This window comes from Acinetobacter sp. CAU_H_56 (assembly GCF_058599425.1).
This window is the reverse complement of record NZ_CM178654.1, coordinates 208,079-227,064: the sequence shown is the minus strand read 5'-3', so window position 1 is coordinate 227,064 and position 18,986 is coordinate 208,079. Positions and strand designations below refer to the sequence as shown.

The 18,986-nt window shown below is 42.8% G+C and carries 16 protein-coding genes; 6 read left to right on the top strand and 10 right to left on the bottom strand.

Annotated features, from left to right (window positions below):
- Positions 1–72: 72 nt before the first annotated feature.
- On the top strand, positions 73–1,224 hold the full coding sequence (locus AC4MCC_RS01065; protein ID WP_058951619.1) for an IS4-like element ISAbe18 family transposase: 1,152 nt from the start codon (positions 73–75) through the stop codon (positions 1,222–1,224).
- A gap of 51 nt (positions 1,225–1,275) precedes the next feature.
- On the opposite strand, the gene AC4MCC_RS01060 is transcribed toward AC4MCC_RS01065, so the two are convergent.
- Entirely contained in the window at positions 1,276–2,010 is a 735-nt protein-coding gene (locus AC4MCC_RS01060; protein WP_180015429.1) for a TorF family putative porin, read from the bottom strand.
- An 868-nt stretch (positions 2,011–2,878) separates the two neighbouring features.
- Between AC4MCC_RS01060 and AC4MCC_RS01055 the strand changes: the two genes are divergently transcribed.
- Complete coding sequence (locus AC4MCC_RS01055) at positions 2,879–4,177, top strand: OprD family outer membrane porin (protein WP_491885561.1); 1,299 nt, start codon at positions 2,879–2,881, stop codon at positions 4,175–4,177.
- 102 nt (positions 4,178–4,279) lie between these two features.
- Here the strand turns inward: AC4MCC_RS01055 and ppa are convergent, their stop codons facing one another.
- Positions 4,280–4,816, bottom strand: a complete 537-nt coding sequence (gene ppa / locus AC4MCC_RS01050) for an inorganic diphosphatase (RefSeq protein WP_005233448.1) — start codon at positions 4,814–4,816, stop codon at positions 4,280–4,282.
- Between the two features lie 120 nt (positions 4,817–4,936).
- Positions 4,937–5,335, bottom strand: a complete 399-nt coding sequence (locus AC4MCC_RS01045) for an MAPEG family protein (protein WP_034703876.1) — start codon at positions 5,333–5,335, stop codon at positions 4,937–4,939.
- A gap of 100 nt (positions 5,336–5,435) precedes the next feature.
- On the opposite strand from AC4MCC_RS01045, the gene AC4MCC_RS01040 reads away from it, so the two are divergent.
- Positions 5,436–5,816 carry a hypothetical protein gene (locus tag AC4MCC_RS01040; protein ID WP_419363911.1) on the top strand — a complete coding sequence of 127 codons (381 nt, stop codon included), beginning with the start codon at positions 5,436–5,438 and terminating at the stop codon, positions 5,814–5,816.
- Between the two features lie 42 nt (positions 5,817–5,858).
- Here the strand turns inward: AC4MCC_RS01040 and AC4MCC_RS01035 are convergent, their stop codons facing one another.
- The 6 genes from AC4MCC_RS01035 to AC4MCC_RS01010 all read right to left on the bottom strand — a co-directional run bounded on the left by AC4MCC_RS01035 (position 5,859) and on the right by AC4MCC_RS01010 (position 14,346).
- The gene (locus tag AC4MCC_RS01035) at positions 5,859–7,535 is read right to left on the bottom strand and encodes a long-chain-fatty-acid--CoA ligase (RefSeq protein ID WP_180011317.1); all 1,677 of its coding nucleotides are present in this window, start codon (positions 7,533–7,535) and stop codon (positions 5,859–5,861) included.
- Positions 7,536–7,685: 150 nt separating this feature from the next.
- Complete coding sequence (gene parC / locus AC4MCC_RS01030) at positions 7,686–9,905, bottom strand: DNA topoisomerase IV subunit A (RefSeq protein WP_491885560.1); 2,220 nt, start codon at positions 9,903–9,905, stop codon at positions 7,686–7,688.
- A 163-nt stretch (positions 9,906–10,068) separates the two neighbouring features.
- Complete coding sequence (gene niaP, locus AC4MCC_RS01025; RefSeq protein WP_491885559.1) at positions 10,069–11,388, bottom strand: niacin transporter NiaP; 1,320 nt, start codon at positions 11,386–11,388, stop codon at positions 10,069–10,071.
- Between the two features lie 131 nt (positions 11,389–11,519).
- Positions 11,520–12,164 carry a trimeric intracellular cation channel family protein gene (locus AC4MCC_RS01020; RefSeq protein ID WP_034169794.1) on the bottom strand — a complete coding sequence of 215 codons (645 nt, stop codon included), beginning with the start codon at positions 12,162–12,164 and terminating at the stop codon, positions 11,520–11,522.
- Between the two features lie 61 nt (positions 12,165–12,225).
- A complete protein-coding gene (locus AC4MCC_RS01015) occupies positions 12,226–12,690 on the bottom strand; it encodes a YchJ family protein (RefSeq protein WP_491885558.1) in 465 nt (154 codons plus the stop codon).
- A 75-nt stretch (positions 12,691–12,765) separates the two neighbouring features.
- On the bottom strand, positions 12,766–14,346 hold the full coding sequence (locus tag AC4MCC_RS01010) for a TerC family protein (RefSeq protein WP_159123942.1): 1,581 nt from the start codon (positions 14,344–14,346) through the stop codon (positions 12,766–12,768).
- 323 nt (positions 14,347–14,669) lie between these two features.
- Here AC4MCC_RS01010 and AC4MCC_RS01005 point away from each other — a divergent pair, with 323 nt between their 5' ends.
- Positions 14,670–15,290, top strand: coding sequence for an LOG family protein (locus tag AC4MCC_RS01005; protein ID WP_166136525.1), 621 nt, complete (start codon positions 14,670–14,672; stop codon positions 15,288–15,290).
- Between the two features lie 89 nt (positions 15,291–15,379).
- On the opposite strand, the gene AC4MCC_RS01000 is transcribed toward AC4MCC_RS01005, so the two are convergent.
- The gene (locus AC4MCC_RS01000; RefSeq protein WP_034169797.1) at positions 15,380–16,345 is read right to left on the bottom strand and encodes a hypothetical protein; all 966 of its coding nucleotides are present in this window, start codon (positions 16,343–16,345) and stop codon (positions 15,380–15,382) included.
- 352 nt (positions 16,346–16,697) lie between these two features.
- Here AC4MCC_RS01000 and mdtD point away from each other — a divergent pair, with 352 nt between their 5' ends.
- Positions 16,698–18,089 carry a multidrug transporter subunit MdtD gene (mdtD, locus tag AC4MCC_RS00995; protein WP_179992221.1) on the top strand — a complete coding sequence of 464 codons (1,392 nt, stop codon included), beginning with the start codon at positions 16,698–16,700 and terminating at the stop codon, positions 18,087–18,089.
- Positions 18,090–18,140: 51 nt separating this feature from the next.
- Positions 18,141–18,926 carry a glycoside hydrolase family 25 protein gene (locus AC4MCC_RS00990; protein WP_419363896.1) on the top strand — a complete coding sequence of 262 codons (786 nt, stop codon included), beginning with the start codon at positions 18,141–18,143 and terminating at the stop codon, positions 18,924–18,926.
- Positions 18,927–18,986: the final 60 nt, after the last annotated feature.

Here is an 18,986-nt window from a genome sequence, read left to right as displayed (position 1 = left end):
ATAAAAAAAACCTGAGTCCTAACAGTTAAAATATGAGTGCAAACAAACACTTTAACGACCAGGATTCAGGTTTTGTCACATCAGAATACCGTATTTCATGAGCTAATTAAACCTGTTGTGCGACAGGATTTTGAACAACTTGCTAAAGTACACCATGTTGGACAGAAATTTAGAGCAGCTTCCCGGTGGGATCAGTTTATTGCCATATTGATGTCTCAATTCTCTTGTAGGCAAAGTCTGAGAGATATTCAATCCAATTTGGAGTGCCAACAGGAAAAGCTAAGTCATCTCGGAGCAAAGTCTATTCCCCGAAGCACGCTGGCACGAATCAATGAGCAGCAGCCTGCTGCCTTGTATCAACAGCTATTTTACAAGTTGCTTAAATACTATGAACACTCAAAAGTCGCTCATAAATTTCGCTTTAAGAATCCCTTGTATTCCTTGGATGCCAGTCATATTGACCTGTCGCTTTCCTTATGTGAATGGGCCAAAGTTCACGACTCAAAAGCCAGCATGAAACTCAGTATAGGATTGAATCACAGCAATGATATTCCTGAGTTTGTTGCAGTTGAAAATGGCAAAGAAAATGACATGGTACAAGGCCGCAAATTCCAGTTTCCTGCTGGCAGCATTGTAGTTTTTGATAAAGGCTATGTCGATTACCAATGGTATGCAAATCTGACTGCTCAAAACATTGGATTTGTCACACGTTTTAGGCCTAAATCTGTGTATCAGGTGATCCAGCAACATCCAGTGCTTGAATCCAAAGGTATTCTAAAAGATGAAACCATTCAGCTGAATAGCGCACATGCCCTAAAAAGAAAAGCCCCAGTGTTAAGAAGAATTGAATATAGAGATCAGCAAAGTGGCAAGCACTTTAGCTTTCTCAGCAATAACTTTCATTTAGCCGCCTCCACCATTGCGGCGATTTATAAAGATCGTTGGAAAGTTGAGCTGTTCTTTAAGGCGATTAAGCAGAATCTCAAATTAAAAGCGTTTCTAGGCCGCAGCAGGAACGCAATTCAGACACAAATCTGGATTGCGATGATCGCCTATTTATTGGTGAGTTTCGCTCAACATTTAGGAAAAACAGGTTGGACAGTTCAACGTTTACTCAGAATAATTCAAGTGAATTTGTTTGAAAGAAGAACTTTAAAAGCTTTATTTTCACCCGATAAAATACCCATAAAACAAGAGGAAGCTCATTTGAGCTTCCTCTTGTGAAAAATTGTGGGACAGCAATGACCTAGAGTCGCCTTTTTTATTCAGAAAAAATTAGAAGCTATAACCTAATCCGAATACTACTTTGTTCTTTTGTTTCACATCCATACGATCATAACCACCGATGATGTAATTGATGCTTGCAGTAACACCAGTATCTGCAAGAGGTTTACTTAAACCGATATCAAAATGACGGAAACCAAAGCTTTCACTGGTCTCTTCTACATAGTCACCTGACTTTTCATAAGCATATAAACCTAAAGCGGTGTCTAAACTAAAGTCATTAGGCAGTGCATAGCTATAAGTACCTTTAATATAAGTATCCCCTGCATTCCCCCAAGTCGTATCTTCAAGAAGAGTTTGTGCTGTAATACCTAAATCTTTATAGCTCAGACCTAATAACAGCTCAAATCCATTCGTTTCTTCATCAGATTCATAGTAATAGTAGTAAGTCGTACCGATCGTTAAACCCAAATCATCATTTACCGAATGGCTGTAGCCTGCATAGAAATTATTTTCAAAAGCATCACGGCCTTCTTCAACCAAAGAATAATCTAAGGTAGAGCCCCACCAACCAGCATAGAAGCCAGAGGCGTGATTATAGTCAAGTCCGCCTTGTAAAGTAGCTCCGCTATTTTCAGGTGTGTTGGTAATCCCACGCAGGTTATAGCTTGAAAGTACACTGATATTTCCAGAAACTGAATGTTCAGCAGCTGGTTCATCCGCGAAAGTGAAAGAAGATGCAGCACCTAGTAAAGCAAAAGATAATACTTTTAATGTTGATTTCATTGTATGACTCCCCCAGATCGTCTGAGACGTTTTTATGATATTGATTAAACTCAAGTTCGAAATTTGCAAGAGCTATGCCAATCTGGAATAAAACAACGGAAATCTGATGAATATAAATAAAATAAATCACTAGGTATTTGTTTTTAAATTATATTTAAATTTTTAAAAAAAGCACTTTGATAGGTTCTTTTTAACACTGGTCCTTTTTCAAAGATTTATTTTCTTTTTTCGCCCTTATACATAATCATTTACAAGTTGCGCCATTTTGAAACTATTTTCGCTTTGATTAAATTTTGTGCTAAAAAAAGGTGCAGAAATAAAAGGTAAAGAAGCAGATTACTCTATTCGAGTTTTTGATTCTTGCCCAAACTCAGAAATTTCTGGATTAAAAAGTTCAAAATAGTGCTAAGCAACAAAAAGTGACTCTCATAGAATGACTTTTTATTATTCGGCAATCTCTGCGCATTTTTGGATTTATAAATATTTAAATTAAGTATTTATATATTAAAATTCAATAATTTATAACAAATTTCTACTTTTAAGAAATTATTAATGAAGAGTCTGATACAGAAAATGAAGATTTTGAACACTTAACTTTTTCATTCTAAGAATTTTAATTTTAAATATTATTGATGCACTCATGAGTCAAATCCTTCAGAGAATTTATATTTAAAAAACATCTTTGTTTTTATTTGTTTTTTTACTATATGGTCAGGATTTATACTGTTAGATATCTTACTATTATTTACTTTAGATTAAAAAAAATCCCTCGACTTTAGTGGAATATCGTAAATAAAAATGACATTTATTCAGCGAATCTTATACAATTCCTAAAAATTTCCATCAATTTGTATAAGGCTCTCTCCCAATGCAAAACACAAAAAAATTAACATTGGCAGTTTTGATTCAGGCTGCATTGATCTCAACCGCTTTTGCTAGCGAGCAAAGTGAGTCTAAAGGTTTTGTAGAAGACGCAGAAGGATCTGTACTTTTCCGTACTGGTTATTTATCTCGTGACTATAAAGGCACTCCACCAAATAGTGATACGAGTTCTTTCGCTCAAACAGCAATCGTCAAATTAGATTCGGGTTTCACAAAGGGTACAGTTGGTTTTGGTGCTGGTATTATTGGGGATGCATCAATCAAACTGGGTGAAAATGGTCACACAGGCAACAGTATGATTCCTACCCACCCTCAAAATAATGCTGATGGAACTAAAGACGCCTATGATCATTGGGCACGTGGTGGTGCTTATGTGAAAGCTCGTGTGTCAAATACGACAGCGACTTATGGTACTCAAGTTTTAGATCTTCCTGTACTTGCAAGTAATACTGCACGTCTAGTGCCTGAATACTTTACTGGTCTATTGGTACAAAGTAACGAAATTGAAAATTTAAACTTAGTTGCTGGTAAATTCACAGAAAATCAGCTTTCTAACCAAATTAACTCTGATGGTGCTGAGCTGGATCGTGCCGTAGTATGGGGTGCAAAATATAAATTTAATGATGCCGTAAATGCTTCATATTATGGTGTAGATGTTAAGGACAAACTTGATCGTCATTATATTAATGCAAACTATAGCTACGCTTTAGCGAATGATAGTACTTTAACCCATGATCTCAGTGGTTATCATACCGAGTGGGATAAAGATGCTTCAGCATCATCTTCTCGCTTAGGATCAGACTCATCTGATCGTAGCAATAATATTTGGGCACTTTCTAGTACTTATAATAAAGGTGCTCATAGTGTTATGTTGGCTTATCAACAAAGTACTGGAAACACTGGTTATGCATATGGTGAAAATGCTGATGGTGTGCAAAGTGTCTACTTGCCAAACTCATATCTTTCAGACTTTAACGGTCGTGACGAAAAATCAGCCCAACTTCAATACAATTTAGATTTTTCTAAATATGGTATTCCTGGACTGAACTGGACTTCAGCTTTTGTATATGGCTGGGATATCGACACAGAGACTGATAATAACGCGAAAGAACAAGAGTTTTTCAATCAGGTAAAATATACCGTTCAATCTGGTTTTGCTAAGGATACTAGTTTGCGTCTACGTTATTCTCACTATCGTAATGATGCTGCTTATGCAAATGACTACTATATGCCTGACACCAACGAATGGCGTATCTGGTTAGATATTCCTGTGAAATTATTCTAATTCACCCGAATTTCAAGCCATAATAAAAAAACCTGCACATTGTGCAGGTTTTTTTTGTTTAAGCTTTAAAAAGTTAAAGACTTAAACTGAAAAGCAAATGAATTATTTATTTGCTTCTGCATAAGCTGCAATTGAGCTGAGTACTTCTTGTTTCGCAACATCAGCACCTTCCCAACCACTTAACTTAACCCATTTACCTGGTTCCAAGTCTTTGTAGTGCTGGAAGAAGTGTTCGATTTGGCTGATCAGTAATGGAGGAAGATCAGTATATTCTTGAACATCTTTGTAGATCGGAGTCAGTTTGTCGTGTGGAACTGCAACCAGTTTCGCATCAACACCACCGTCATCTTCCATGTTCAGTTTACCGACAGGACGGCAACGAATTACAGAACCTGGCTCTACTGGATGTGGAGTTACCACCAATACGTCTAGAGGGTCGCCATCTAGAGAAAGTGTATTTGGTACATAACCATAGTTTGCTGGGTAGAACATTGCTGTACCCATGAAACGGTCTACAAATAATGCATCAGAATCTTTATCGATTTCATATTTGATTGGTGCTGCATTTGCAGGAATTTCGATAATGACATAGATGTCGTTTGGCGCATCTTTACCCGCTGGGATATTGCTGTAGCTCATAGCATCACTCTTTAACAAGTTATATCTTTTAAAAACCGCGATAATTATAACGGTTTTTACAGATTTTTTTTGATTTTAAAATATCGAACTGTAAATATCTCGACCTGCTTTATTTTTGGCTTAAGAGATTTTGATAATTAACAGCAGCAAGGTTATTGGACACAATAAGGATAACAGCCAGACAATTGAACGTAAGGTCGACCAGTTCGCCAGATAACAGATCCCATAGATGACCCGAAAAACCAAATAGGCAATCCCAAAGGTCATGACCAGACTTTGTGAAACGACCATATATTCTGCCATCAGAATCGAGGCAATAAAGAGTGGTAAGCTTTCAAAGCTATTCTGCTGAGCGGCATTGGCACGACTGGCCAGGCCTGTAGACTGTTCTAAAAATGCCCGCGGATTCTGATTGTCTTTTGCACGAAACCCTGCCGATTTTTTAGCAATCAAGGTAAAAACATAAGGTAAAAGACAAGCTGCCAAAATGAGATAGATAACCCCACTAATGCTATGCATCTGATTTTTCTCTTGAGAATTTTTATGTCTATCATAGCATGGCGTTTCGTGAATAAATTTTGTTAAATAGAGTGTTTTTATAAATGATTAAGGATTCACTATGGTCAGCCCTGATCAAAATGAAATGTTCGATGTCCTCGAGAAACAGCGCCAGCATCAACGTCAGGTGGATCGCGTATTAAAAATCGTATTGCCGATTGTTGCATTTCTGATGGCAGTCATTTGTGCCAATATGAATATCTGGTCTCCCTTATTCACTTTTGCCATCTTATGGATTGCCTTCTATGCGGTAGGCATCAAGCGTATGCCGATCTGGCACTGGGTAGTCGCGATCATCATTTATTGCCTGATAGATAATATTCTCAGTTATGGCAGTTTTAATTTGAGAGGATTTAACCGCCAGTTTGGCACCATGTTTATTTTCTTGGGTGTGATCGGGGTAGGACGTCCTTACTTTGACCGCTGGCTAATGAAAAAATAGAATTAAAAAAAAGCGCCCTCAGGCGCTTTTTTATTGCAGGATTTATGCAGTCTTACGTAGGTCTTTACGCAGGATTTTACCTACGTTAGATTTCGGTAATTCATCCATAAATTCAACATAACGTGGGCGTTTATAACCGGTCAGGTTTTCTTTCGCAAATGCCAGAACTTCTTCAGTCGTCAATGAAGGATCTTTCTTCACAACGAACAGTTTTGGCACTTCACCTGATTTTTCATCTGGTACACCAATTGCAGCCACTTCCAGTACTTTCGGATGTTTTGCAACGACTTCTTCAATTTCAGAAGGATAAACGTTGAAGCCAGAGACCAGAATCATGTCTTTCTTACGGTCAACGATTTTGATATAACCACGTGAATCCATTACACCGATATCACCAGTACGGAAGAAGCCATTCACCATCACTTTATCGGTTTCATCCGGACGGTTCCAATAGCCTTTCATCACCTGAGGACCACGGATTGAGATTTCACCCTGTTCACCGAGTGCAACTTCATTACCGTCATCATCCAGAATAGCAACTTCAGTTGAAGGCAACGGAATACCAATCGTACCGCTGAATTCTTCAGATGCTGGTGGGTTTGCAGTTGCCACTGGAGAAGTTTCAGACAGGCCATAACCTTCAATGATGTTAGTGCCGGTAATTTTCTTCCAAGCTTCTGCAGTAGAAGGCAGAACCGCCATACCACCGCCCATCGCCATTTTTAAACGGCTATGATCCAGTTGCTTGAATTCTTCATTGTTTACAAGCGCATTAAACAGCGTGTTTACAGCAGGGAAGAATGTTGGCTGGTATTTACGTAACTCTTTCATCACCGCAGGCAGGTCACGCGGGTTAGGAATCAGAACGTTGGCCTGACCTTTATACATGCCGTAAAGTGCACAGACCATGAAAGCAAAGATGTGATAAAGCGGTAAAGCACAGAAAATACGGTCATCTGGCTGGCCATCTTGTGCACCGAATTTGCTCTGGAAGATACCATCACACTGCAACAGGTTAGCAACCAGGTTACGATGGGTCAGTTCAGCACCTTTAGAAACACCAGTAGTACCACCTGTGTACTGAAGTACAGCAGTATCACTTAAAGTTAATTCAGGGCGTTTATAGTTGCTTGGATTTACTTTGTTCAGTGCAGCATTGAACTTGATGTGACCTGGAATATCCCATGCCGGAATCTGCTTACGTACTGAACGCAATACAAAGTTCACCAAAGTACCTTTTAAAGCACCCAGCATGTCACCCACAGAAGCAACAACCACGTGTTTCACAGGCGTTTTGCCAATAATTGACTGATAAACGCTGGCAAAGTTCTCAATAATGACCAGAACTTCAGCGCCAGAATCTTTTAACTGATGCTCAAGCTCACGTGATGTATACAGTGGATTTACATTTACCAGTACTAAACCAGCGCGGAACACCCCCAATGCTACGACCGGATACTGAAGAACGTTTGGCATCATTACGGCAACACGTGTGCCTTTTGCCAGACCCAAACTTTGTAAATATGCTGCGAATTTACGACTAGCTTCTTCCAACTCATTGAACGTTAAAGTCTTATCCATAAAGATAAAGGCATCACGTGAGCCAAATTTTTGGAAATTGCGTTCAAAAATATCAACCAGAGATGTATTTTCTGCTGGTAATTCTACAGTTTCTGGAATCCCTGTTTTTTGGTATTCAGCGAACCAAATCTTTTCCATAATGCCAATCTCTCCAATCATAATCCTTAGTAGTTCAACTGTTTTTTTCAATGCTGCACGTCATTTTTTAGACTTGTATATGTGCAACATTGCATCCATTTGTCGAATCGTTACTCATATATAACGTATTTCGATTCATGGATGCTAGTATTATCTTTGAATCAACAGTTTATTTGCTTTTTGATATCCACGTGGTAACAGGGTTCCTTTAGAGCCTCGTTTCCCAATATATTTTTGCAGGTCATCCCCTTTAAGTTTTAATTGTTGCTGTCCTGCAAGCACTTGAATTATTTCATCAAGTTTCAATATTGTCATGGATAAAATTTGATCTTTATCTTCAAGTTGTATCAATTTATTACCTTTACCTTTATTGAGTACAGGTAATTCCGACAGATCAACAATCAGCAGACGGCCAGCTGAACTGAGTAGTGCAACATGAGTTGCATCTTCCAGCGGCTGCAGGTTCATGACTTGTGCACCTTCAGATAAATTCAGGAAAGCCTTACCAGCTTTGGCATTGGTATCTAGCTGCTTGGCCTGGGTTTTAAATCCATAACCTTTGCTGCTGACTGCCAGGATTTCCGCATCATCTTCAGCGACCAATACCTGCTTGAAACCGACTCCACTTGCCGGAGACAGTTTTGAACTCAATGGTTCACCAAGTCCTCGTGCCGATGGCAGGCCATTGATTGGTAAGCCATAGCTACGGCCACTATCATCTAATACATAGACGCGTTGATTAGATTTACCTTGAGCATGACTGAGATACTGATCGCCCGCACGGAAATTCAGATTTTCAGCATCCACTTCATGCCCTTTGGCACAGCGAATCCAGCCTGCTTCAGACAATACCACCGTAACGGGATCTGCTGGCATCATTTCAGTTTCATCAATTGCAGCGGCTTCGGCGCGTTGTACGATTGGAGAACGGCGATCATCCCCAAATTTCTTGGCATCTTCTTTTAGTTCATTGATGATTAAGGTTTTTAAAGACTCAGGATTGGCCAGCTGTTCACGAATCACGGCAGCTTTGGCTTCCAGCTCTTCCTGTTCGCGGCGCAGTTCCATTTCTTCGAGCTTGGCCAGATGACGCAGTTTAAGTTCCAGAATGGCTTCGGCCTGAATCTCATCGATGCCAAAACGTTCCATCAACACTGGTTTAGGTTGATCTTCCTCACGAATAATCTGAATGACTTCATCAATATTTAAGTAAGCAATGATCAAACCGCCAAGAATATGCAGGCGTTTTTCGATCTTGTTCAGATGGTATTGCAGACGGCGAGTGACGGTGGTTTTACGGATCTCGATCCATTCCAGCAGAATACGACGAATCGATTTCACCTGTGGACGGCCATCCGCGCCAATCATGTTCATATTGACACGATAGCTAGACTCAAGATCTGTAGTCGCAAACAGATGGCTCATGACCGCTTCTGCATCAATACGGTTCGAACGCAGTACCACCACTAAACGTGTTGGATTTTCATGGTCAGATTCATCACGAACATCAGTGACCAACGGCAGTTTTTTCGCCTGCATTTGATCCGCAATCTGGCTGATAATTTTTGAACCGGATACCTGATATGGCAATTCGGTAATCACAATTTCATTTTTATCAATGGCGTATACCGCACGCATGCGGTAACTACCACGACCTGTCGTCTGAATTTTAAGCAGTTCGGAGGGTGGCGTAATGATTTCCGCTTTGGTCGGTAAATCCGGTCCCGGAATGTATTCTGCCATTTTAGCATCGGTCAGGTTCGGATTACGGATCAGAGCGATAGTACCTTTCACCACTTCGCGCAAGTTGTGAGGCGGAATATCAGTCGCCATCCCCACAGCAATCCCGGTGGTACCATTTAGTAGAATGTTAGGAACACGTGCCGGCAAGTTGATCGGTTCTTTCATCGAACCATCAAAGTTATCCTGCCAGTCACAGGTACCCTGTCCTAGCTCGGATAAAAGCAGTTCACTATATTGCGACAGCTTGGCTTCGGTATAACGCATCGCCGCGAAAGATTTAGGATCATCCGGTGAACCCCAGTTGCCCTGTCCCTCAATAAATGGATAGCGATAACTGAATGGCTGCGCCATCAGGACCATAGCTTCGTAACAGGCCGAGTCACCATGTGGATGGTATTTACCCAGTACATCCCCGACAGTACGTGCCGATTTTTTCGGTTTGCTGGTCCATTTCAGACCCAGTTCACTCATGGCATAGACAATACGGCGCTGTACCGGTTTCAAACCGTCACTAATATGTGGCAATGCACGATCCATAATCACGTACATGGCATAATTTAAATAAGCTTGTTCGGTAAATTCGGCTACGGAACGGTTTTCTGTCGCATGATGCGCAAGGCTTGTCATAACAACCTATAATCCTAAAATTCGTTTTTGTATCAATGTTTCTTATGCTAAGTCGCGGCTGTGTGCTGCACAAGGGCAGTAAACTACACAGCGCGACAAATCGTGTCTTATGGGCTAAAAATATCCACTTTATAGCAGCTGAGCAACTAAAAAATCACCAACCTTATAAACCCATAGATTCTAGTGTCTTGCCCTTGGTCTCTTCACCTAGGACTAAAATGACCACAGCCACTGCAATCAGCACCGCAGTAAACATGGTAAAGACATAACTGAAACCGTTTGGCATCCCCATCAAATGGGTTACGGCAAAAGGTGCAGCAATCCCGCCAATACGGCCAATTGCACCGGCCCAGCCTGAACCAAAAGCACGGATATTGGTTGGATACTGTTCTGGTGTATAGGTATAAAGAACACCCCATGCCCCCAGATTAAAGAAGGACATCAGACAACCCCAGATTACGATCTCGGTGACACTGCCGGACTGGCCAAAGAAATAAGCAGAGATGGCACACATGCCAATAAAGCCAGCTAAAGTTGCCTTACGACCGAGTTTTTCAACTAGCCATGCTGCCGCAATATAACCTGGCAATTGCGCCAGAATCATAACCAGAACATATTCAAAAGACTGCACGATGGTATAGCCTTCCTTGACCAGAAGGCTGGGTAACCAGGTAAAAATGCCATAGTAGGAGAAAACGATCCCAAACCAGATCAGCCACAGCATCAAGGTACGGCGGGCAAAAATACCACTCCAGAGCTGGGTAAACGAGATATTCTGCTTGGCAGCCACGGGTTTAACTTCAAAGATTTCCATGACTTCGACGCCGCATTTGCGCTCAATCTTTTTAACCAGAGCCTGCGCTTCATCTACCCGGCCATGATTGATCAGATATGGCACCGACTCAGGCACCAGTTTCCAGATTACGATGGCATACAGTGCCGGTATCCCGCCAATCATGAATGCAGCTTGCCAGCCAAAATCAGGAATCACAAAACGTGACACCAGTGCAGCCACCAACCAGCCCAAGCCCCAGAAACTTTCCAGCAGCACAATGAAACGGCCACGTACCCTTGCCGGGATATATTCACTGACCAGTGTCACCGCAACCGGCAACTGCCCCCCTAATCCCAGACCGACAATAAAACGGAATACCAGTAACCAGGTCAGATTCGGCGCAAAGGCACAGGCAGCAGTCGCCAGACTATAAATCACCAGCGTACTGGCAAATACAGTTTTACGTCCCCAGCGATCTGCCAGTCCACCTGAGAAAATTGCCCCAATCGCCATACCGATAAAACCGATCGAAACCACCCAGCTTTTCTGGTCAGCGCTCATCTGCCAGTCTTCAGCCATTTTCGCCAGAATAAAGGAAATCAATCCCGTATCCATGGCATCAAACATCCAGCCAAGACCAATCACCCATAAAAGAGTGTAGTGGAACTTGCCGATCGGCAAGCGCTGTATCCGAGAAACTAAATCCATAACAAAAATCTCTGATCAGGTGAAACGGGAGATGCTGCTGTCCCAACAGGAGGTTTGATTTTTTATTTTTTTATACTACGAATACGTACGCCTGCGGGAAGTTTTCCCTCCCGCAGTTACCATAATTCATATCAAGATTCGTCTTTGGATGAAGCGGACTGTTCGTCATCATCCTTATAGATAAACTTCGGCATTTCCAGACCGAAATAGATCGCAATCAAACGCAAACTAAAGCCAAAAATTAAGGTAGAAATAATGGTCAGTTCGAGTGACAGACCGAAATTGCTGCAGAGCCAATAGAAGATGACTGCAACAAAGGAAATACTGGCATACAGTTCACGGCGGAAGACTAAAGGCACATCATTACATAAAATGTCACGTAAAATACCGCCCGATACTCCAGTTAGGACACCGGCGACCGCGCTGACCACAAAGCCATGTCCCATCTCAAGTGCAATCTGACAGCCAATGATAGTAAAGCCGATGAGGCCCAAGGCATCCAGTACCAGGAAGATATTGCGTAAATGGCGCATCCATTTGGCAATCAGGATGGTGACAAAGGCGGCACAACAGGTCAATACCAGATATTCCGGGTGTTTAACCCAGGTCAAGGGATAATGGCCAAGCAGTACATCACGTACCGAACCACCACCGAGCGCCGTGACACAGGCAATAATCGTAACCCCGAACCAGTCCATACTACGCCGACCGGCAGACAAGGCTCCGGTCATGGCTTCAGCGGTAATTGCAATAATATAGATGACGGTCAGTAACATCGCCCTGCTTCCACCTGAGGCTTTGAGATGGCGGCTATTCTAAGCTAAATCTATGTGAAAATTATAAAAAATGCGCACAACATTGCTTAAATTTTTTCCCGGAGCCACAGATGCACGGCTGTTTCATTGTAAGCTGTTGATCTGTCGTTGGATCCAGAAAATACCAGCGATTCTCGAACTTCACAAAATGTGAAATTTCATGATGAATCTGGGCCTGCTTGCCATCGTGATAATGTGCTTTGAACTCGACCAGCGCATGGGTCTTGTCCAGTTTTTCATTGGCCTGCACAATTTCCAGCTTCAGCCATTGATTGGTTCTACTCCATTCAGCAATGGCTGGCATGTCCAAAGCCTGCTGTTGTCCAAGGGCGGTAGTCTGCTGGATATAATCAATTTCATGCTTGGCAAAGGCACTATACCGCGAGCGCATTAATTGCTCGGCGCTTTGAGCCAATTGCTGCCCCTGATGCAGTGGCTGGCAACAGCTTGCATATTCACCTTGTCCACATGGACATGCTTCTGACATTTCAATTCCATAAAAAATAGCCCGACAATGCGGGCTATTTTAGCAAACTTTTAGCTGACCTCTTCGGGCGTTGAACTAGTCTTTCCGGTTCGCAGGCGCGATTATATGTACCTTATCAATCTTGTGGCCGTCCATAGTGACCACCTCAAAGATATAATCATCTGCTTCGAGCTTTTCGCCATTTTCCGGCAAGCGTCCCAGATGGAACAGGATATAACCCGACAAAGTTGAATATTCTTCAGTTTCATTGACCAGATCACGATCCAGAAGCAGTGACACATGGCGAATATCAGTTGAACCATCCAGAATCAGGCTGCCATCTTCCAGGCTCTCTACCGCTGCTTCTAGCTGGTCTTCATCCGGGAATTCACCGGCAATCGCTTCCAGTACATCAATCGGTGTTGCCACGCCTTCGATCGAACCATATTCGTTCAATACTAAAGCCATTTGTAGCGGTGCCTGACGCAACTGATCCATGACCATCAAGACCTGAGCATTTTCATGCACAATCACTGGTTCACGCAGATGTTTTTCGAAGTCCAAAATACCTGTTTCGATGTATTCATTCAGGACTTTATGGGTCAATACCACACCGGCAATATTGTCCAGCTCACCACGCGCCACAATCAGGCGTGAATGGCTCATATGCAATAACTGCTCTTTGATGCTAGCATGATCATTTTCCAGATCAATCCATTCCAGTTCAGGACGTGGTGTCATCACCGATTTCACCGGACGTTCTGACAGGCCAAGTACACCTTGAACCATGACACTATGGTAGACCCCACTTTCGTCATCATCAAAGACTTCATCAGCAAAGGCACGGGTCGCCAGCACATCTTCCGGCTCAGAAGAATCATTGTCCTGAGCCGGTTTACCGCCCAGCATACGCATTACAGCAGACGCAGTACGGTAACGCATATCAGTAGTGGTCACCATTTTTTCCTGATTACGTTTCATGGTCTGGTTAATGAACTCGACAATTACCGAGAAACCAATCGCGGCATACAGATAGCCTTTTGGAATATGGAAACCGAAGCCTTCAACCACCAGCGAGAAACCAATCATCATCAGGAAGCCCAGACAGAGAATCACTACTGTCGGGTGCTTGTTGACGAAATCCATAAGGGCTTTAGAGGCCCACAACATGATACCGACCGCAATAATCACGGCAATCATCATCACAGACAGATCTTTGACCATACCAACCGCAGTAATCACGCTGTCGAGCGAGAACACGGCGTCCAGTACCACGATCTGAACAATCACCATCCAGAACACCGCCTGAACCGGATTTTCTTCCTTGGTCACAGGTTTGGCTTCCAGACGCTCATGCAACTCCATAGTGCCTTTAAACAGCAGGAATACACCACCGAATAATAAGATCAGGTCGCGTCCTGAAAATGGATGCTCAAAGATATGGAATAGCGGTTCGGTAAGCGTTACGACCCAGGCAATCGATGCCAGCAACACCAGTCGCATTAACAGCGCCAAGCCCAGACCGGTGATACGCGCCGCATTACGCTGTTCGGGTGGAAGTTTTTCCGCCAGAATTGCAATAAAGACCAAGTTATCGATCCCGAGTACAATTTCAAGAACAATCAGTGTGAGTAAGCCAATCCAGGCAGAGGGATCTGACATCCATTCAAAAATCATCGCATCTGCTCCTCTAATTGAGGAGAAAGGCAAGTATTTGCATGATGAGATACAGGTTGATACCCGACTTGAATTAAAGACTTGATAATGTGACGTTTTATTAAATTAAAGCGCCAACTTCGACTACCCATGTGAGTTCTATTGTAGTAAGACAGACTTTCAGTATATCAAGAACACCATGAAATTCACCTGTTTTCATCCGGGATTATGGATGAATTTGAATGAAAGATTTTGTCCTAAAATGAGGTCAGCTCATGGAATTGTCATATTTGTTAACTAAGTTATAGTAAGTAGATAAAAAAATGATAAGGTGAAAAAAATAAATGCAAAGTGTAATGGAAATGACCGATTATTTTAATGATAACTCCCCAAAAACAACACGCCCGCTAGTGGCTTTATACTGTGGCTCTCGTGCCGGCAACAAACCGATTTATCTGGAAAAAGCGATTCAACTTTCTCAAGGTCTGGCCGAACATGGTTTTGGTCTGGTTTATGGCGGCGCCAGTATTGGTCTGATGGGCCAGGTGGCAGACACCATGATTCAGCATGGTGGTGAAGCGGTGGGTGTGATTCCGGAATTTATGCTGGATTATGAGATTGCTCATCCTCAACTGACTGAACTGCATATCGTCACCAGCATGCATCAACGTAAAGCCATGATGGCAGATCGAGCCTGTGCCTTTGTCGCCTTGCCGGGTGGATTGGGAACATTTGAAGAAATTCTGGAAATTGCGACCTGGGGTCAGCTGAACCAGCATCAAAAACCGATGATGCTGTATAACGTCAATGGCTTTTATAATCCCCTGATTGCCCAGCTTGATCTTGCGGTGCAGGAAGGCTTCTTGCCGCCCCAACATCGGGCTAAATTGATTGTCTGTGAACATGCAGATCAGATTTATACCACCTTGCTGAATCTGGATGCCCCACAACGTTTTGTGGTTTAAATTTTTTCATCTGCTTTGAATAGCAAATATTTAAAGCCATAAAAAAGCGAGCTTGATGCTCGCTTTTTTCATTTATACATGCAAAGACATTAACCGGAAATCGTGTGATAGAACCATGGCAAAGTCGTCGCCAGAAATACACTAATCGCCAGACCAAACATCAGTTTCATGGCATCTTTACTGACATTACGTGAAGTACGGTGCTTGTTGACTTCAGTCACCAGCATCGAAATGGCAAATTCACGACCGGCCAGTAACCCCAAGAATACCCAAGTGGTACTCATCGGGATGTTACTCCACTCTTTAAACACCAGCAGAATCAGCGCATAGATAAAGTCGATAATTGTAGCAGAACGGACATCGGTGACCCCAGTCTTGGTATCGACAATATTCTGGATAGCTCCACCACGCTGGTAAAGAATCATGCCTAGCAGTATCACAAAGACAGAAATGGCAAAGATTAGGAACTCAAACGGCACCTGACGCGGCACATAAACAAAGATATTGGCCAGATCCTGGATTAGCCACTGGCTCCACAGAAATGCCGTAGATAGCCATTGTAAAGCCATCCACATCGGAGAATGTTGCTGATCACGGGTTTCACTGAAATAGACCGCGAGTTTTTTCATGACCAGACGATAGATAACAATCGCCACAAAGAACGCGACGGCATAACCCATCATCGACTTGGTCAGCATGGAACCCAGACTGCTCGGGGAGAAGATCGTGAGCACCAAGAAAGTAGTACTCACCGGAATACCATATTTGGTCAAAATGATCAGTAAAAGAGGCGGTACTACATATAGCCAGGTGACCCCATCCTCAGGAAAAGGAATGGTTTCCAAACGTCCATAAGAGGCATCCCCTACTCCAGAAGCAAACCAGCCATAAATTAACACCACAACCAGAATAGTACTGATGTAAATCCAGAGTACCCACCATGGGCGATGTGAGTTCGATGAAATAAATGTTCCTAATGTTTGCGGAACATCATTCCCCACGATGGAATAGGCGGCCAGACAGAAGCCAACTACCATCAAAATCTCGATGGTCATAAGTACAAAACCTTTTACTAGACAGTTCCCAGTACAGCAGTTCTGGAAGTTTGCCCCAGATTATGACGGTTTTATTTCATTTTCATGACATTTCCGTCATATTTTTTTGTAGCCTACTCCTTAAAAAGAAGCTTGAAGTGTTCCAAAAATGACGTATTTATAAATCCGTATAAGTTTGAGATGTTCGCAGTATAGAAATATATCTTTTACCCTTTCTCTTCAATAACTGAAATCAGGCTGTGAATTCATTAGCATTTTGTCTACACGACTCCTATTCACAATCGTTTTTATTTCAGTCACACTGCTGCATAGATTTCTTTAAACTATTCAAAATAGATGATTTTTTAAATCCATGAATGTCACTCCTACGCATCAATCCCTACAACCTGAATTCAGACTGCTGGTCTTGCTGGTGTCGATTGGCTTTTTCATGCAGGGCCTGGATACCACGATTATCAATACGGCCCTGCCTGCGATCGCCAGTAACCTGCAGGAAGATCCACTACGGATGCATAGTGTGGTGGTGGCCTATGTACTTTCAGTTGCGGCCTGTATTCCCTTGAGTGGCTGGCTGGCTGATCGCTTTGGGGTTCGGAATATCTATTTTGCAGCGATCATTATTTTTGCTCTGGCCTCACTGGGCTGTGCCTGGTCTGAGAATCTGAATGAACTGCTGGTTTATCGGGTATTTCAGGGCATTGGCGGTGCTTTGCTGCTTCCAGTCGGACGACTGGCCATGCTGAAAATCATTCCTCGTACCCAGTTTCTGTCCGCCATGAGCCTGATGAGTCTGGCAGGACTGATGGGCCCTCTGATCGGCCCGACCTTAGGTGGCTGGATGGTCGAGTATCTATCCTGGCACTGGATTTTTCTGATCAATCTGCCGATTGGTCTGCTGGGTGCCCTAATTACCTTTAAAGCTATGCCGAATATCACTGAACCAACGGTACAGCGTTTTGATTTTGGTGGTTTTATTCTGCTGGTCATCGCAATGATCGGCCTGTGTCTGGGGATTGAAAACTTTGCCAATCCACAATATCCCCTCTGGTGGAGCTTAAGTCTGGTCGGAAGTGGTCTGATTGCCTCGCTCATCTATGCCTATCATTCGCATACTCATTTAAATGCGCTATTTCGTAGTAAATTATTTAAAAATAAGATTTATTCGATTGGCATTCTGGGTAATTTCTTTGCCCGGCTCGGCGGCAACTCGATTCCGTTTTTATTGCCTTTAATGTTGCAGGTCGCTTTTGGTTTTGAACCTTTTATTACCGGTTTACTGATGATTCCAACGGTACTCGGTTCTTTAGCATCTAAACCGATTATCCGCAAAATCATTCAGCGTTTTGGTTATCGTAGAGTCTTATTGATCAATACCTTGCTGGTCGGTTTATGTATCGCCAGTTTTGCCTTAACTACGGCGGAAACCCCAATCTGGCTAAGAGCCATTCATTTCTTTGTGTTCGGGATTCTGAATTCCCTGCAATTTGTCTCAATGAATACGCTGACTTTAAAAGATTTAAGCCAGCAGGATGCCAGCAGTGGCAACAGTTTCCTGTCGATGATCATGATGCTGTCGATGAGTATCGGGGTGGCACTGGCGGGTACGCTGGTGAATATGTTTAGTGCCTACTTCGGCCCTGAACAGCTGGACAATGCCTTCCATGTTTCGCTGCTCTGTCTGGGCTGTATTAATATTATTGCTGCCTATATTTTCTGGCATATTCCCAAAAATACGCCAGTCTAAGGCAGAATGTAAACTCGATATGAATATCTCTAGATTAGGCCACCATTCACAATGAAAGCAGCTCCCACCTCTAGCAACTGGAAAAAATGCTCAGTGATTGCAGTCGGGCTGCTGATTACACTTGTGGTGACGACTGTGCTTTATCTGCTGGTTTTCAAGCAGCCATCAGCGCATGCAGCAGATTATCCGATTCATGGTTTTGATATTTCCCATCATCAGAAAGAAATAGACTGGAAGAAAATCCCAAAACAGAAATATAAATTTGTCTATTTAAAATCCACAGAAGGCGGTGATTTTAAAGATACCAAGTTTCAGGAATATTGGCTGCAGGCCCGCGAACAGGGCTTTCTGGTCGGTGCTTATCATTTTTACCGGCTTTGCCGTGATGGCAGCATTCAGGCTCAGAATTTTATAGAATCGGTTCCGCGTAAAACGGATGCCCTGCCTCCTGTCATGGATCTGGAATATGACAGCAAATGTATCAATCACTACTCCAAAGAGCAGCTGCTCAAGGAAATCCGGATCATGCATGATGCCTTAAAACACCATTATGGCAAGCAGCCGATCTTCTATGTGTCCAAATCTTTTTATAACATTGTGCTGGCGGGAGAGTTTGCTGACGTACCGCTCTGGGTACGTGAATACCAAGGTTTGCCAGATTTAAAAGGTCAGCCTAAATGGACTTTCTGGCAGCATAGCAGTCAGGGTGAAATTCCCGGCATTGCCCGTACTGTGGATCTGAATGTGTTTTATGGCTCGGAGCAGGACTGGATCAAATTTTTACAGCAGAACAGTATTCCCACCCCAGATCAGTCCCAGCCTCCGGCCAAGAAATAAATCCAATTTCTCCCTGATTCAACCATGAAATGGATATTGAATTATTTAGGCAGGATATGC

Bases quoted from the DNA above. Each gene is read 5' to 3' on its own strand.
- mdtD (WP_179992221.1), top strand. From the start codon at position 16,698: ATGAATGTCACTCCTACGCATCAATCCCTACAACCTGAATTCAGACTG.
- AC4MCC_RS01035 (WP_180011317.1), bottom strand. From the start codon at position 7,535: ATGGAAAAGATTTGGTTCGCTGAATACCAAAAAACAGGGATTCCAGAA.
- AC4MCC_RS01045 (WP_034703876.1), bottom strand. From the start codon at position 5,335: ATGCATAGCATTAGTGGGGTTATCTATCTCATTTTGGCAGCTTGTCTT.
- AC4MCC_RS01000 (WP_034169797.1), bottom strand. From the start codon at position 16,345: ATGACCATCGAGATTTTGATGGTAGTTGGCTTCTGTCTGGCCGCCTAT.
- AC4MCC_RS00990 (WP_419363896.1), top strand. From the start codon at position 18,141: ATGAAAGCAGCTCCCACCTCTAGCAACTGGAAAAAATGCTCAGTGATT.
- AC4MCC_RS01055 (WP_491885561.1), top strand. From the start codon at position 2,879: ATGCAAAACACAAAAAAATTAACATTGGCAGTTTTGATTCAGGCTGCA.
- AC4MCC_RS01060 (WP_180015429.1), bottom strand. From the start codon at position 2,010: ATGAAATCAACATTAAAAGTATTATCTTTTGCTTTACTAGGTGCTGCA.
- AC4MCC_RS01020 (WP_034169794.1), bottom strand. From the start codon at position 12,164: ATGTTACTGACCGTCATCTATATTATTGCAATTACCGCTGAAGCCATG.
- AC4MCC_RS01015 (WP_491885558.1), bottom strand. From the start codon at position 12,690: ATGTCAGAAGCATGTCCATGTGGACAAGGTGAATATGCAAGCTGTTGC.
- AC4MCC_RS01040 (WP_419363911.1), top strand. From the start codon at position 5,436: ATGGTCAGCCCTGATCAAAATGAAATGTTCGATGTCCTCGAGAAACAG.
- AC4MCC_RS01005 (WP_166136525.1), top strand. From the start codon at position 14,670: ATGCAAAGTGTAATGGAAATGACCGATTATTTTAATGATAACTCCCCA.
- AC4MCC_RS01010 (WP_159123942.1), bottom strand. From the start codon at position 14,346: ATGATTTTTGAATGGATGTCAGATCCCTCTGCCTGGATTGGCTTACTC.
- niaP (WP_491885559.1), bottom strand. From the start codon at position 11,388: ATGGATTTAGTTTCTCGGATACAGCGCTTGCCGATCGGCAAGTTCCAC.
- ppa (WP_005233448.1), bottom strand. From the start codon at position 4,816: ATGAGCTACAGCAATATCCCAGCGGGTAAAGATGCGCCAAACGACATC.
- parC (WP_491885560.1), bottom strand. From the start codon at position 9,905: ATGACAAGCCTTGCGCATCATGCGACAGAAAACCGTTCCGTAGCCGAA.